Raw genomic sequence first — 11,577 nt, forward strand, 5'->3', positions numbered from 1 at the left:
AGTACTAGACAAACCAGTTTTTGATGCGCTGCACAATTCCTTCTGGATGCTCATGTCTTTCAAAGTTTTCAATACGTTCCGCTATTTTGCCAATAATGCTATCGTCTTCACCTCTAAAAGGTTTATTCATTACAATCGGAATAGCTTCATCTACGGTAGAAACGGACCAAATATGGAAATCACCATTTTTAATGCTTTCTATTACATCTTTATGTAATGCAAGGTGTTTAAGGTTTGATTTTGGCATCACAACACCTTGATTTCCTGTAAAACCTTGATGTTTACAAACCTGATAAAAACCTTCAATTTTTTCGTTCAAGCCACCGACGGCTTGCACTCGACCAAACTGATCAACAGCCCCTGTAACCGCAACTTGTTGATTAATTGGAGATTCAGATAAAGCACTCACCAAGCAACAAAGTTCTGCAAGAGATGCGCTGTCACCATCAACTTCACTATAAGACTGTTCAAATACGATGGAGGCAGAGTAAGGCAGTGGTTCATCCAGTTTCAGAGCAGAGCTCAAGAAAGCTTGCATAATCATCATGCCTTTTGCATGTAGATTGCCTCCAAGTTCAGCTTTGCGCTCAACATCGGAAACATCGCCATCACCAAAATGAATTACACAAGATATTCGTGCAGGCTCACCATAGCTGACAGGGTGCCCAGCCATATCAATAACGGTTAGGCCATTGATTTGACCAACTTGTTCCCCAGTTGTCTCAATGATGACTTGTCCATCTAAAATATCGTACACGGCACGCTGAGGAAGGTAAGATTCTCGGTAATACTTGTCGTCAATCGCTTTATCTAACGACTTGTAATCTAATGCGTGACCATCACTGAACTGGCTGGCAAGCGTTAGAAGTTGAGAGTGCAACATTACTCCTAAAGGCAGATAATGTTGATCTTCAGTAAATCTCATACCGGCTAGCAACAATCTTCTAAAACCACATTCAGTTAAGTGAGGCAGCTGATATTGAGAACATATCCAGTTCACTAAACCAAAGTAATCTGTCAAATTCTGCTCTGACAGATGAATATCTTCTTCAACTTCCGTATACATGGCAAAGCCAGAACAGAAGTCGTCATCGATGTATTCTAGCTCTGCTAACTGACTTCTTTCTCCTGTTACAATCAGTTTTACATCATAAGCTTTAGCTTGCGGTACTGAAGTAGGTAAACGAGTAGGGCTTAGGTTCAGTGGCTCGATAAGGTTTTGTTGAATTGCAGACTTTATATTTGGCCAAAGTCCTAGGTTAGCCAAAATTAGATTAGCCGGTACAATTAAGTAACCGCTATCTGCCTGTGAAATTAAGCCAGGTTGGAAGGCAATATCACCACTTAAATCGACACTGTAACGGTCAAATAAGCGTTTGGCATCAAGTGATTCCGACAAAACAATCGCAGCGTTAGACTGGCTCTGAAGAGCTTTACTGATGAACTCTCTATAGACAGAATTATCTACGCAGTTAATGAGTAGTACTCGCGTCAATCCAGAAATTTTTGAAAAACGAGATATCGTTGCCGACATTCTCGGTTGGAGCTCAGTAAAAGACTTCTTTGGTAACGAAGGTGCAGACTTTAAAAGTGCTTCGTACTGCTCAAGTGAAGGTGTTACGTCTTGCCAATTAAGTTGGTTCATTAAAATTCATCGTAATTCAATCTTGCCGACATTATAACGAAACGGACTATAACACCCTAGCACCAATTTGGTTTGCTCACGGCATTCAACTCTCAATGAACAATACTTAGACAAATGAGTGATCAACATCGATACTTCTAAGAGTTTTATTTGCCCAAGTAAACCATCTGGGTTACGCTGTCACTATGTTATGTTTATGGGTCGGAACAAATGAAATATCAGCAGCTTGAGAATCTAGAATGTGGGTGGAAATGGAAGTATCTCATCAAAAAATGGAAAGATGGTGAAGCGATTACCCGACATATTGATACAAGCGAAGCAGATGCAGCGGTCGCAGAACTAAAACGCCTTGAACACGAGCCTACACTTGTCTTGGCTTGGATAGAAAACCACATGTCAGAAGAGTTAGATAATAAACTCAAGCAGGCTATCCGAGCGAAACGGAAACGTCACTTCAATGCAGAGCAAGTCCATACAAAGAAGAAATCCATTGATTTAGATTACCGAGTTTGGGAAAAGCTTTCTAGTAGAGCGAATGAACTTGGTTGTACGTTATCTGACGCAATTGAATATTTGCTTTCCGAAGCGTCGAGAAGTGAAAAAGCGAGTCAAAAAGTTACCTCAATTAAAGAGGATTTGAGTAAATTGCTATCTAGCTAGGATAGGGAGTGCCAAATGTTATATGTAATCTTAATTGCAGCCATCGTGATCTTTTGGTTGATCGCAGTCGATAGGCCGGTGTTAAAAGTAAAGTTCGATAATGGCCATATTAGTAACGTAAAAGGGCATCTACCTCCTTCTTTCAAACACAACTTACAGGATATTAGTGAGCATAACCCGTTTACTGGTGAAATGAAGGTGTATAGCCAACGGACAGGAATGCGCTTAAGCTTTTCCAAAAGCGTTCCCAAAAAAGTTCAACAGAGGATTCGTAACGTTTTTCCGCATCAGGGCTTCAAAGCAAACAAAGGCAAGAAGCGCGCTTAATTACATATCAGTTACTTCATCATGTTAAATGGGACGCAATGTGGCGTCCCATTTTCGTATCTACAGAAAAATTACTTATCATCGAACAATCAACAACATAAACGGACCAAAACGATGAGATACGTTGTAACTTTAATGATACTGATCTTTGCAAGTACTTCAGTTTTTGCTGACGATTCAGAAACGAACCTGTTGGCTAAAAAGATTAAGACTAAGCTTCAAAAGAAAGTAGACAATAAGTTTGATGACTATCAAGGTTATTGTGACGTCATGATAGAAATGGAGCACAAAAGTAAAAACGCAGTAATAAAAAGAGTAACGAGTAGTGGTGACCAAAAAGTGTGTAGGTACGTTAAGTCCAACTTGAAGAAAGGAAAACGCTATCGTTACAAATACCCCGAAAAGTACATTCGCCTCCATATAACCACAGGCTTATAAATGTTTCAGAACGCCTTGATTAAGAGCGAGTGAACTGAGTTCGTGTAGAGCGTTTAGCTGATTTTTGCTGTTGTACGAGACGAGCATGAAAGGCTTTTTGCTCAGCAGCGCGTTTGAGTTCGTTAAAGTAGTTATGACATTGAATGGCGAACTCAGTGAGTTGGCCGTCACCATCATAGATATATTGATTCTCAGGTGTTTAAGGAAGAACACACCAGTAAAGTAAGTCGAGGACTAAGCGCGCATCAATTTTCAATAAGAGATTTGATTTGCTTCGTAAGCATAACCACAAACCAAACTAGCGATTGCAAGTCCACAGGAACCTCGGTTAAAGCCTCAAAAGCAAACAATGTTGTTAACCTTAGGAGGACATTTTAAAGTAGCTAAAACCGGACATTATTGCTTTGAGACCCCACCCCTTGGTACGCATTATGTATAAGCTGGTAAATGAGAGGTTAGGCTGGTGCCCCTGCTTGTAAGGCATTGATTAGGCGGGGGTTTATAGACTTATCTTCGAGTAAACCGTATACCACATCTTGATCATCTAACCCCAATAAGTCGGCGATTTTAAAGGCAATTTCCCAATCAAGAACACTGCGACCATTGCGGTAATTGCTAATTCTACTTGTGCCAACGTCCAAAACTTTAGCTAACTGATAGTCAGAGGTAAGCTCTAACTGGGTTTTCAGTCTATCTAAAAGCACATTTGTGTAATTAGTCATGTTCCCGCATCCTTTCGCAATATTGTTAAATTTTAGTGGATAGTCTGGCTTCTTTCACTACCGCAAGCCACTTGCGTGCTTAAAAAGATTTCCTTAACGTTATTTTTGAGACAGGAAATCAATAGCTTGCGGAGGCTACAACATGGAACGTATCGTTACCGACCCAATTCACTTACCTTGCCCAGATATGGCAGGGTGTACCAATCCTGACCCAGCTAAAACAGCAAACTCACTTCTTAAGATTGCACAATTACGAGAAAAGTTCGCTGAACAATTCCCAAAGAAGAAGCAAACCTACATTCCTACACGTTTTCGTCAGGGGGTTGTAGCATGAATTTAAGCATCTGGAAAACGCGCCGCAATCAGCGCCAACTTGTTGCATCACAGTGCAACGGAACTCATATTTACTTCGACAGTTTCGAACTTGAAACCGTTGAAGCCTCGCTTTGGCTTTACCAAGGGATGACGCTTGTCGCTTGCATCAAAGCACAAAACAACGCCTTAACTGACATCACCAACATGGCTCAACGTATGGCGACGCTTGGCGCGCAAAATAACGGTGAGTCACTGACTCAAGTTGAGGGGGCGTAATCATGAAGATTTCAAGCAACCGAGATTTTAGAGACGCCATGCTTTATGTGGAAAATCTGATGAAGCAAGGCAGCTATGTTGGGTTGGTCAATTTTGCAATGAGATTGGCAAGTGATAATCGTGAGCGCGAGGATGCGGTAGATATATTGATTGGGCGTTGGATTCATCACAGAAGTGGGCTTCTGACGTTTGATGAAAAAACCATGATGGCATTACGCTCGGAAAAACTGGCTAGCAAATTAATCGAATTTAAGCGTAAATTAAAAATCCGCAAGCAAGATGAAGCGCCCCAAGTGGGCGCGGATTCTTCCTTATAGGGAGACTTTGAGCATGAGTCTACCCCCTAAAGGATACCGCTACCTATGTTCTAGCTGCGGTCATGAGTTCCTCAAGCACATTAAGATTTTTGATATTGCACCATGTACAACGACTTGTACTCAGTGCGATAGAAAAGCGGCTGAACTTGTTTTCGACACCATCAAAGAAAAGCACGAAGCGCAACGCGTTAGTGTAAGGCGTGCAGGTAACTGCATTTCTGAAGCCTCGAAAGAAATAAGCGCTTGTATCTCAGTGGAGCAAGGCGCATTGGGGCAGAAAGTTCGTATTGATAAAACCAGTTTAGACATGGCACTAAACAAGCTTGCTCGCGCTGGTCAATCTTTGGAGAACTTACCGAAATGAGCCATCTTTATGACGTGCAACCGCCGCGTGAGTTTACCCAACTTTTAAGCCCGCATGATGTGGGCTTTATTACGGCGTTAGCGCAAGACGTTACCGTTACCGAGAAAAACATTGCCGCTGTCGAAAGCGGTTTTTTTAGTGCTCCAAACCGTGATTGGATGGAAAGTGAACTGCAAAAGTTCAAATCGTTTGACCAAATCCACCATTTACGCACCTTAAAAAGTGCTGAACTTGGGCGCGAAGCGCTGGACGAAGTCCAGAAAAGACTAGGCTCGTCAAAGGGCGCAAAAGTCGGACACGGAAAACGCAAGCAGATAGACCGCTTGATGACCCGTTCTCGACGTCTGCCGCCGCGCCATAAAACGAAATCGTTTTGTGGCGACAACGTGACCGATGAATATCGGGCACGCTCACAAGCGCAAACAGGTTGGATTCGTAACGAAAACAACCGCCTCGAATGGCAACCGATTGGCACTAGCCGAGCGTATTTGATGTCCCGTGGTTGGGCGCAACAGATGAAAATGCAGGTGAAATACCACCCAAGCCCGTCCGAAGCACCCGCGCAGCAAAGTGGTGAGCGTTTCACTGACAAGCTAAACCCACGCGCTGTAAAGAAAATCTTTGAATCGGGCGCTTATGTCGCCGCATGTCACGGTGGATTCAGCACGTTTCTCACCCTGACTTTTACTCAAAAGCAACGCGACCGCATTTTTGGTGGCGAAGCGGTCACGGATGAGGGGCTACCATATTGCCCAATCCAAACCACGATTGGTGCCGAGGTATCCCGTTTTCTAAATGGCCTCAAGAAAATGTACCAACGCGGGTTTGAATATTCCGCAAGCGAGGCGGGGTCACTTGGGTTAGATGGTGACAAAGTCAAAGTAAATGGCCGAATTGGCCGCCCGCTTAAAGCCGCTTGGAAAGATGACGACGGCATCAAGCACGTTAAAGAAATTCATGGACCAACCGCCAACCCGTTTGATTTTCATTACATTTGGGTCGCGGAATCTCCGGCTAATGAAGATGGCGAACCTAATCCCCATGTGCATGTGCTGCTGAACTGGCGAGTGGAACAGCACCACTTTGCAGGATGGGCGAACCGCATCGAGCAGCTTTGGGGCAATGGCATGGCACATCTGGAGAAAATCAAATTCAGCGAAGCGGCGGCGGGCTACCTCATCAAAGCCGTAGGTTACGCGGCCAAGGGCGATAACGCCGACCAAGGACTGATAAAAGGCAATCGCTACAACATCGCACGCTGTAGCCGTGCCCCTGATTGGGATGTGTTGGCATCGTTCGAAGTGGACAACATGACGGGCATCATCAAAGAGTGCGGTTACATGTTGGAGCAATGGCGCAAGCCAATGCAGCGAGAAATCCGACGCAAGGAAACCAAAAAGCAAGATGCGATTCGCGCTATCGACATCAACCGCAAACAAGGCAATCACGATGCCGTTCAAAAGCTTAACCATTTGATTAAGAAGCTAGACCACGAAGCACGCCAGATTCGCAACCAAATCAAGAGCCGCGGCACGTTCGCCAGTAGCTTGAACCAATTTTCTATCGTGTTTGAGGGCGAAAAATCCAAACACAAGGCGGGGGCGTTTTTGTATTGGGCACGCGGTGCGCGTGGTTGGTCGATGAAGTGTACCGCCGAGCGTGATGGTAATGATTTGACGTTAACTCGTGACGACGCCACCGACCTTTACAAAGAACAGTTTGAACGATTTCAACTACGACAAGCCGACTGGAAAAATCAGTTAGCACAAGAGCGGCCGCCAGAGCCGGACATCAACTTAATCAAGAGCAATGACATGGCGATTTACCATGATTATTGCCACTACGTTCATTAGCCCGTTTGGGCAATTGCTTGCGACAACGATTCTCAGCAACTAGGTAAGGACAACCCAATGAGCACCATCGACAAAATCACCCAAGAAATGGAAGCCGAAGTGAAGCGCAGCAAAGGCGGCGTGTTTTGGCGTCTCATGTTGGTCTGGATGAAGGAAGTCAACAAACAGATTCAGAACAAACCAAACACCGATGAAGAACTAGCCGAGGCTTAAACAATGGAAATGCTATCTCTTAAAGAATGTCAGCAAGCAATGGCCGCGCTCGATGCGGCCGACAAACTCAACGCCAGTGTCGAAAAGGAGTTGAGCCAATTTAAAGAAATGGACACCAACGCGATTATCAAGCGCGCAAGCAAGATGCTCATGACGGGTAACTTTTCGCTTGAAGCGTTTGGTTTGAATCCGACGCTGTTCGACCAAATCGAGCAGCTCACCAAGCTCAATAACAAGGTGCGTGAAAAGTATCGCGGTTGTGTCAAAGGCAACATGCAGCAATTGGAAACAGTCGAGGCGGCCGCCGATGAGTAAACACCCAAACCCAATTCGCGGGCACGTATCGTGCCCCGTTTGTAGCTCGGCTTCTACCGTGCATCGAGTCGGTGAGGGCAAGCTCATTGCCGAGGGCGAACCCACCAAAAACGGGCGCAACTTAGGACTGCTGTATTACAAGTGTCCGAGCTGTGGCAACAGCCCAATGAGCAAGAGCATTAACGCTTTTGTGGAAACCAACATGGTTGACTCGGTTGAACAGTTAGAGGTGGGTGACGCTGTCACAATTGAGGCTGAATCGCCAACGGTTGAACCAGTACCCGAAACCGTTGCAAGCACTGATACGCCTAGCGTTGAAGTAATTGAACAAGTGGAAGCGCCAAGCGTTGAAACCGAGCAAGTAACCGAACCGGAACCCGTTCCAACGCCCGTTAAAAAACCGCCGTTTCCGGTTAAAAAAGTCTTAGCGGGGATAGCCTTTGTCGCCTTGCTGATTTGGGCGATTCGCCAACTGATGCCAACCAAGAAACCAACCGAACCAGATACCGAACAAGGAGAACCAATCAATGCAGGGTGAAATGGAAAACCAACCAGAATTAGATGATTGGGGCGACTTTTCAGCGGTTATCAGTGGACTGGAACAAACCGAAGTCAGTGAACTAACCGACTTGCCAACCGAAGCGGCCAACGATGACAACCACCAACCCGCGGGTGAAATGTTTGAGGGCGCATTGTCGGTGCTGTTCACCATTGCCGAACAAGCGACGTCGATTATTTCCGGTGTCGATTTTGAGTTTGATGAAAAAGGCAAAGCGGCGGTGATTGATGCCGCGTTGCCCGTGTTGGAAAAACACAGTGATAGCGTGTCGTCGCTGTTTGGTGACTACATGCAAGAAGCCGTTTTAGGCTTGGCGGTGTTGTCGCTGGTCTACAGTGCCAAGAAAACCATGGCATATCAAAAAGAGCTATTAGCCATCGAGGAGGAAAAACAGCGTGAGCAAAAAGAAAAAGACGCCGCTTAAATTCCCCAATCCGGTCAACTCCAATCCGTCACACGATGCCGAGCATGTCATCTACGTGGCGGGCACGGGCGGGGGTAAAACCTCCGCCGTTAAGCACTTGGGGTTAGTGCCAAAAGCCGCGCAAGCGGTTTTTTTTGACCCATATCGAAACTACGCGGGGGCAAAATTCCGCGGCCAACAATGCCTTGAAACCAGTTCCCGCGTGGCGTTCGTCAAAGCGTTGGTGATGGCACGTAAACGCGGCAAGTCGTTCAAGTTGGCGTATATCCCCAAAGATGGGGCTTGCTCGGAAGAATTGGAGTTCTTCAGTGCCGCGGTGTGGGCGGTGGGTAATGGCGACGCTAAACAACTGCATGTGATCATCGAAGAGCTTGCAAGCTGCGTGGAGACGTCCGGCAAACTCAAAGGCAAGGCGGGCGAGTTGTGGCGCGGTGGGCGTCAATATGGGCTTGTGCTGCATTCGATTTTCCAACGCGGGCAGGAAGTGCCCAAGACCGTGACCGAGCAATCGCCTGTATGGTGGATTGGTGCGGTCAACTCAATGGCCGATGCGCGATGGCTCGCAGATAAAAAAGGCTTGTGCGTCGATACCTTGGCGGGCTTGAAGTCAGCCAAAAACAACAAAGCCGCGATTGGCAAGCCGATTGCCGAATATCTATTGGTTCGGGATGGTATCGGCAACGTGGAAAAGTCCTCATTTAACTGTCTGACGGGCACCATTCACCGTTAATTTCAACGCTCATTCAACCTATAGGTTAACCACTTAACCTATAGGTTGCTCTCACTTCCAAGCCTGTCTGTTTCCCTGTTTCATGAAATCACTTTTTAACCGTGTACAACCGAAAGGGACAACATGAAACAGCAACACAAAAACCTATTGATGGCACTGATTATCACGTTAATCGTGATTGCCGCTATCAACAATATCAGCGTGCTCAATCCAGTGCGTGAAACTCTTAACGGCGAAAATGGGTGGTTCTAATGGAAGCACTAAAACAACCTTTTAACCCGCGTCCACGTGAGCTTGACCCTGTTGAGGGTGTGAACTGGGGCAACCAAGCCACACTGCGCTTGGTATCGGGTCCAACTTACCAAAACATTGAATTGGTGACGGACATTCTCGATGCGGCAGACATCGAGCGCATCACGGTGAAAGTGAACGGCCGTGAAATCGTCAACGTGACGGGTCAAGACCTGTTCGACTTGCAAGAGCACAAGAAAGAATACGTGCAAGCGGGTCGCTACGTGTTGAACTTCTCGGATTTGTCGATGCGTACCAAACTGGGTATCCGTACAGGTGAGCTCGTGACGCTGCAAGGCGAAATCTGGTTTATGTACATCCAGCTAAAAGCCAAAGCGGGTGCCGCGGCACCAATGATTCGCGCCCGTGCTCATACCACGGCGGCGCAAAGCCAACGCATTTACATGCCGCGCATCTATTCGCAAACGTGGTACGCCGCATCGAGTGGTCGCACGCCGTTTGACTTTGCCGAGCGTAGCGCGGCGCTGTCTATCAAACGCTTGCACCTCAAAGACGACACGATTGAACGCGTTCGCGTCCTGCGTGATGAACGTGAAGAACTCAACGTGAATAAGACCGATAACGCTTACGACTTAGCCGCGGCAGGTCGTGAGCAGAATGCGGGCTTCTTCTCGATGGACTTTACGCGTTGCGGGTTTGGCAGCGAAGCACGTTTACCAACGGCGGCCATGAAACAACTGGCGTTTGAAGTGGAAAAAACGGCACCGGGTAGCATTCCGGTTCTGATTGAAGCCATCGAACAAGTGGCGGTGCCTACCGCGCAGTAAGGGGGCGTTATGGCGCAAGAGCAAAGCATGTGGGGTTCCATTTGGGACGGCGTCCTAGAAACGGGCGGCGAACTGATGACCGACGTTACCGACTTGGGCAAGGACTGGCTTGGCGTGAAGATTGAGAACGAAGCCGACCGCGTTCAGTCGAGTAACCCAGATGAACAGCGAAAGCACAATAACGACTACCAACAACCCACGGGTGAGCCTGTGTACACCTCCGCCTTTGCGGGGGTGACCACCACGCACCTCATGATGGGGATGCTGTTCGTACTGTTGTTATTGGCGATGTTCTACGTCGCTAAGGGGAAGAAGTAATGCCGTTTATTCCATACCTAATTGCAGGTGCGGTGGGCGTATGGGCGGGCATCAAAATCACGGGCGGTTTTGACCGCATCGGGTGGGTGCTCGGTCTGCTTCTGGTGTGTTATGTCCTGTACAAGAAAGGATTCAAATTATGATTGGTGGGCTTTTAGGGAATTCCGGCTCGATGCCAATTAGCGCCAACGGTGGACCCGCGGTCAGCGGTGCCGATGGTGAATCAAGTGGCAGCCTATCGGTAGGCAATATCAATATGGGCGGGGGCAATTCCACCACGTTGATGATTCTTGTAGTGATTGTGATTGCGGCGGTGTTGCTATGGAAAAAGAAGTAATTGAAGTCGTGACGCAATCGAAACGTGCGCTTGGTGAACTCAAGCCCGCGTTTCGCGCTTGCCCTGATGCGTATGTCGAGCTGTGCAAAGCGGTCAAGGATGGCCGCGTGAGTCTGTATCGCCTAATCAGCAATGAAAATGATCTCATCATTGCGGGTGAGCGAGACGGGGATAACTACTTTTTGTGGGGCGTCGCGGGTCGTGGTCTGCGTTCGGGCATCAAACAACTGGTTAATGTCGTTAAAGCGGCGGGGATGCAATCGTTATCTGCGGATACGGCGTTTCAAGGCGTTGCCCGTTTGGTGCGTTCAATAGGTGTGACCGCCAAGCAAGACGGTGACTTTATTCGTTTGGATTTGGGAGTGCAGTAGATGGGTAGTTCTAAATCAAAATCGAGTAATACCAGTAACACGACTAACGTCAGCGGTCAGAATGCCATTAGTGGCGATAACCTCGGTGTAGCGATTTCGGGGGTGAACAACTCGACCATCAACACCACCATGACCGACCACGGCGCCGTCAATGCCGCCATGGAGCTTGGCGAAAAAGCGTTTGATGAAGCCTTTGCGTTTGGTGGCGAGATGCTCAACAGCAATGAGCGTATTTCGCTTGAAGCGATGGACACCACGCACGACATTGCCGAAACCGCCATTGATGAAGTGGCCGATTTTGCGGGCGATTCCTT

Annotated in this window: 20 protein-coding genes and 1 pseudogene; 19 read left to right on the forward strand and 2 right to left on the reverse strand. The window is 47.2% G+C overall.

The annotated features are described in order from the left end of the window. Nucleotides 1-4: 4 nt before the first annotated feature. Complete coding sequence (locus R7E29_RS09980) at nucleotides 5-1,645, reverse strand: Lon protease family protein (protein ID WP_054576880.1); 1,641 nt, start codon at nucleotides 1,643-1,645, stop codon at nucleotides 5-7. Between the two features lie 210 nt (nucleotides 1,646-1,855). On the opposite strand from R7E29_RS09980, the gene matP reads away from it, so the two are divergent. From matP to R7E29_RS09995, 3 genes are all read left to right on the forward strand, one after another. Continuing rightward, nucleotides 1,856-2,305, forward strand: a complete 450-nt coding sequence (gene matP, locus R7E29_RS09985; protein ID WP_005396497.1) for a macrodomain Ter protein MatP — start codon at nucleotides 1,856-1,858, stop codon at nucleotides 2,303-2,305. 15 nt (nucleotides 2,306-2,320) lie between these two features. Beyond that, nucleotides 2,321-2,632 (forward strand): DUF3634 family protein, encoded by a 312-nt coding sequence (locus R7E29_RS09990; RefSeq protein WP_017634286.1) that lies wholly within the window; start codon nucleotides 2,321-2,323, stop codon nucleotides 2,630-2,632. A gap of 114 nt (nucleotides 2,633-2,746) precedes the next feature. Then, on the forward strand, nucleotides 2,747-3,070 hold the full coding sequence (locus R7E29_RS09995) for a hypothetical protein (protein ID WP_017634287.1): 324 nt from the start codon (nucleotides 2,747-2,749) through the stop codon (nucleotides 3,068-3,070). A gap of 455 nt (nucleotides 3,071-3,525) precedes the next feature. Here R7E29_RS09995 and R7E29_RS10000 read toward each other — a convergent pair whose 3' ends face one another. After that, a complete protein-coding gene (locus tag R7E29_RS10000) occupies nucleotides 3,526-3,792 on the reverse strand; it encodes a helix-turn-helix domain-containing protein (protein ID WP_005388732.1) in 267 nt (88 codons plus the stop codon). A gap of 142 nt (nucleotides 3,793-3,934) precedes the next feature. Here R7E29_RS10000 and R7E29_RS10005 point away from each other — a divergent pair, with 142 nt between their 5' ends. The 16 genes and pseudogenes from R7E29_RS10005 to R7E29_RS10080 all read left to right on the forward strand — a co-directional run. Further along, complete coding sequence (locus tag R7E29_RS10005; RefSeq protein ID WP_005457445.1) at nucleotides 3,935-4,126, forward strand: hypothetical protein; 192 nt, start codon at nucleotides 3,935-3,937, stop codon at nucleotides 4,124-4,126. Next, entirely contained in the window at nucleotides 4,123-4,383 is a 261-nt protein-coding gene (locus tag R7E29_RS10010; protein ID WP_191116326.1) for a hypothetical protein, read from the forward strand. The genes R7E29_RS10005 and R7E29_RS10010 overlap by 4 nt, the downstream gene beginning before the upstream one ends. 2 nt (nucleotides 4,384-4,385) lie before the next feature. Then, nucleotides 4,386-4,700: a hypothetical protein gene (locus R7E29_RS10015; RefSeq protein WP_262671256.1), complete on the forward strand. Its 315-nt coding sequence runs from the start codon at nucleotides 4,386-4,388 to the stop codon at nucleotides 4,698-4,700. Between the two features lie 13 nt (nucleotides 4,701-4,713). Further along, complete coding sequence (locus R7E29_RS10020) at nucleotides 4,714-5,064, forward strand: zinc ribbon domain-containing protein (RefSeq protein WP_137282022.1); 351 nt, start codon at nucleotides 4,714-4,716, stop codon at nucleotides 5,062-5,064. Continuing rightward, nucleotides 5,061-6,917, forward strand: coding sequence for a hypothetical protein (locus R7E29_RS10025; protein WP_262671257.1), 1,857 nt, complete (start codon nucleotides 5,061-5,063; stop codon nucleotides 6,915-6,917). Before R7E29_RS10020 ends, R7E29_RS10025 begins: the two co-directional genes overlap by 4 nt. 57 nt (nucleotides 6,918-6,974) lie before the next feature. After that, complete coding sequence (locus R7E29_RS10030; RefSeq protein WP_005457434.1) at nucleotides 6,975-7,130, forward strand: hypothetical protein; 156 nt, start codon at nucleotides 6,975-6,977, stop codon at nucleotides 7,128-7,130. A gap of 3 nt (nucleotides 7,131-7,133) precedes the next feature. Beyond that, nucleotides 7,134-7,445: a hypothetical protein gene (locus tag R7E29_RS10035; RefSeq protein ID WP_017635787.1), complete on the forward strand. Its 312-nt coding sequence runs from the start codon at nucleotides 7,134-7,136 to the stop codon at nucleotides 7,443-7,445. Continuing rightward, nucleotides 7,438-7,983, forward strand: coding sequence for a hypothetical protein (locus R7E29_RS10040; protein ID WP_213986633.1), 546 nt, complete (start codon nucleotides 7,438-7,440; stop codon nucleotides 7,981-7,983). Before R7E29_RS10035 ends, R7E29_RS10040 begins: the two co-directional genes overlap by 8 nt. Next, entirely contained in the window at nucleotides 7,973-8,428 is a 456-nt protein-coding gene (locus tag R7E29_RS10045; protein WP_256949348.1) for a hypothetical protein, read from the forward strand. Before R7E29_RS10040 ends, R7E29_RS10045 begins: the two co-directional genes overlap by 11 nt. Next, nucleotides 8,400-9,158, forward strand: coding sequence for a hypothetical protein (locus R7E29_RS10050; RefSeq protein ID WP_060469917.1), 759 nt, complete (start codon nucleotides 8,400-8,402; stop codon nucleotides 9,156-9,158). The genes R7E29_RS10045 and R7E29_RS10050 overlap by 29 nt, the downstream gene beginning before the upstream one ends. A gap of 123 nt (nucleotides 9,159-9,281) precedes the next feature. Beyond that, the gene (locus tag R7E29_RS10055; protein WP_005457441.1) at nucleotides 9,282-9,410 is read left to right on the forward strand and encodes a hypothetical protein; all 129 of its coding nucleotides are present in this window, start codon (nucleotides 9,282-9,284) and stop codon (nucleotides 9,408-9,410) included. Then, a complete protein-coding gene (locus tag R7E29_RS10060; RefSeq protein ID WP_172605901.1) occupies nucleotides 9,410-10,237 on the forward strand; it encodes a major capsid protein P2 in 828 nt (275 codons plus the stop codon). The genes R7E29_RS10055 and R7E29_RS10060 overlap by 1 nt, the downstream gene beginning before the upstream one ends. Before the next feature lie 9 nt (nucleotides 10,238-10,246). Next, nucleotides 10,247-10,555 (forward strand): hypothetical protein, encoded by a 309-nt coding sequence (locus R7E29_RS10065; RefSeq protein ID WP_005457431.1) that lies wholly within the window; start codon nucleotides 10,247-10,249, stop codon nucleotides 10,553-10,555. A gap of 139 nt (nucleotides 10,556-10,694) precedes the next feature. Next, on the forward strand, nucleotides 10,695-10,892 hold the full coding sequence (locus R7E29_RS10070; RefSeq protein WP_005457419.1) for a hypothetical protein: 198 nt from the start codon (nucleotides 10,695-10,697) through the stop codon (nucleotides 10,890-10,892). After that, entirely contained in the window at nucleotides 10,877-11,263 is a 387-nt protein-coding gene (locus R7E29_RS10075) for a hypothetical protein (protein WP_031380915.1), read from the forward strand. Before R7E29_RS10070 ends, R7E29_RS10075 begins: the two co-directional genes overlap by 16 nt. After that, nucleotides 11,264-11,577, forward strand: a pseudogene (locus R7E29_RS10080) (chemotaxis protein); the annotation flags it as partial. It lies immediately after the preceding gene.

The sequence above is a fragment of the Vibrio sp. Vb1729 genome (assembly GCF_033338655.1).
Lineage (GTDB): Bacteria > Pseudomonadota > Gammaproteobacteria > Enterobacterales > Vibrionaceae > Vibrio > Vibrio alginolyticus.

What these genes read in the sequence shown, in the direction of transcription:
- R7E29_RS10005 (WP_005457445.1), top strand. Translation starts at nt 3,935, where the DNA reads ATGGAACGTATCGTTACCGACCCAATTCACTTACCTTGCCCAGATATG.
- R7E29_RS09990 (WP_017634286.1), top strand. Translation starts at nt 2,321, where the DNA reads ATGTTATATGTAATCTTAATTGCAGCCATCGTGATCTTTTGGTTGATC.
- R7E29_RS09980 (WP_054576880.1), bottom strand. Translation starts at nt 1,645, where the DNA reads ATGAACCAACTTAATTGGCAAGACGTAACACCTTCACTTGAGCAGTAC.
- R7E29_RS10020 (WP_137282022.1), top strand. Translation starts at nt 4,714, where the DNA reads ATGAGTCTACCCCCTAAAGGATACCGCTACCTATGTTCTAGCTGCGGT.
- R7E29_RS10045 (WP_256949348.1), top strand. Translation starts at nt 7,973, where the DNA reads ATGCAGGGTGAAATGGAAAACCAACCAGAATTAGATGATTGGGGCGAC.
- R7E29_RS09995 (WP_017634287.1), top strand. Translation starts at nt 2,747, where the DNA reads ATGAGATACGTTGTAACTTTAATGATACTGATCTTTGCAAGTACTTCA.
- R7E29_RS10075 (WP_031380915.1), top strand. Translation starts at nt 10,877, where the DNA reads ATGGAAAAAGAAGTAATTGAAGTCGTGACGCAATCGAAACGTGCGCTT.
- R7E29_RS10030 (WP_005457434.1), top strand. Translation starts at nt 6,975, where the DNA reads ATGAGCACCATCGACAAAATCACCCAAGAAATGGAAGCCGAAGTGAAG.
- R7E29_RS10070 (WP_005457419.1), top strand. Translation starts at nt 10,695, where the DNA reads ATGATTGGTGGGCTTTTAGGGAATTCCGGCTCGATGCCAATTAGCGCC.
- matP (WP_005396497.1), top strand. Translation starts at nt 1,856, where the DNA reads ATGAAATATCAGCAGCTTGAGAATCTAGAATGTGGGTGGAAATGGAAG.
- R7E29_RS10000 (WP_005388732.1), bottom strand. Translation starts at nt 3,792, where the DNA reads ATGACTAATTACACAAATGTGCTTTTAGATAGACTGAAAACCCAGTTA.
- R7E29_RS10015 (WP_262671256.1), top strand. Translation starts at nt 4,386, where the DNA reads ATGAAGATTTCAAGCAACCGAGATTTTAGAGACGCCATGCTTTATGTG.
- R7E29_RS10010 (WP_191116326.1), top strand. Translation starts at nt 4,123, where the DNA reads ATGAATTTAAGCATCTGGAAAACGCGCCGCAATCAGCGCCAACTTGTT.
- R7E29_RS10040 (WP_213986633.1), top strand. Translation starts at nt 7,438, where the DNA reads ATGAGTAAACACCCAAACCCAATTCGCGGGCACGTATCGTGCCCCGTT.
- R7E29_RS10035 (WP_017635787.1), top strand. Translation starts at nt 7,134, where the DNA reads ATGGAAATGCTATCTCTTAAAGAATGTCAGCAAGCAATGGCCGCGCTC.
- R7E29_RS10055 (WP_005457441.1), top strand. Translation starts at nt 9,282, where the DNA reads ATGAAACAGCAACACAAAAACCTATTGATGGCACTGATTATCACGTTA.
- R7E29_RS10025 (WP_262671257.1), top strand. Translation starts at nt 5,061, where the DNA reads ATGAGCCATCTTTATGACGTGCAACCGCCGCGTGAGTTTACCCAACTT.
- R7E29_RS10060 (WP_172605901.1), top strand. Translation starts at nt 9,410, where the DNA reads ATGGAAGCACTAAAACAACCTTTTAACCCGCGTCCACGTGAGCTTGAC.
- R7E29_RS10065 (WP_005457431.1), top strand. Translation starts at nt 10,247, where the DNA reads ATGGCGCAAGAGCAAAGCATGTGGGGTTCCATTTGGGACGGCGTCCTA.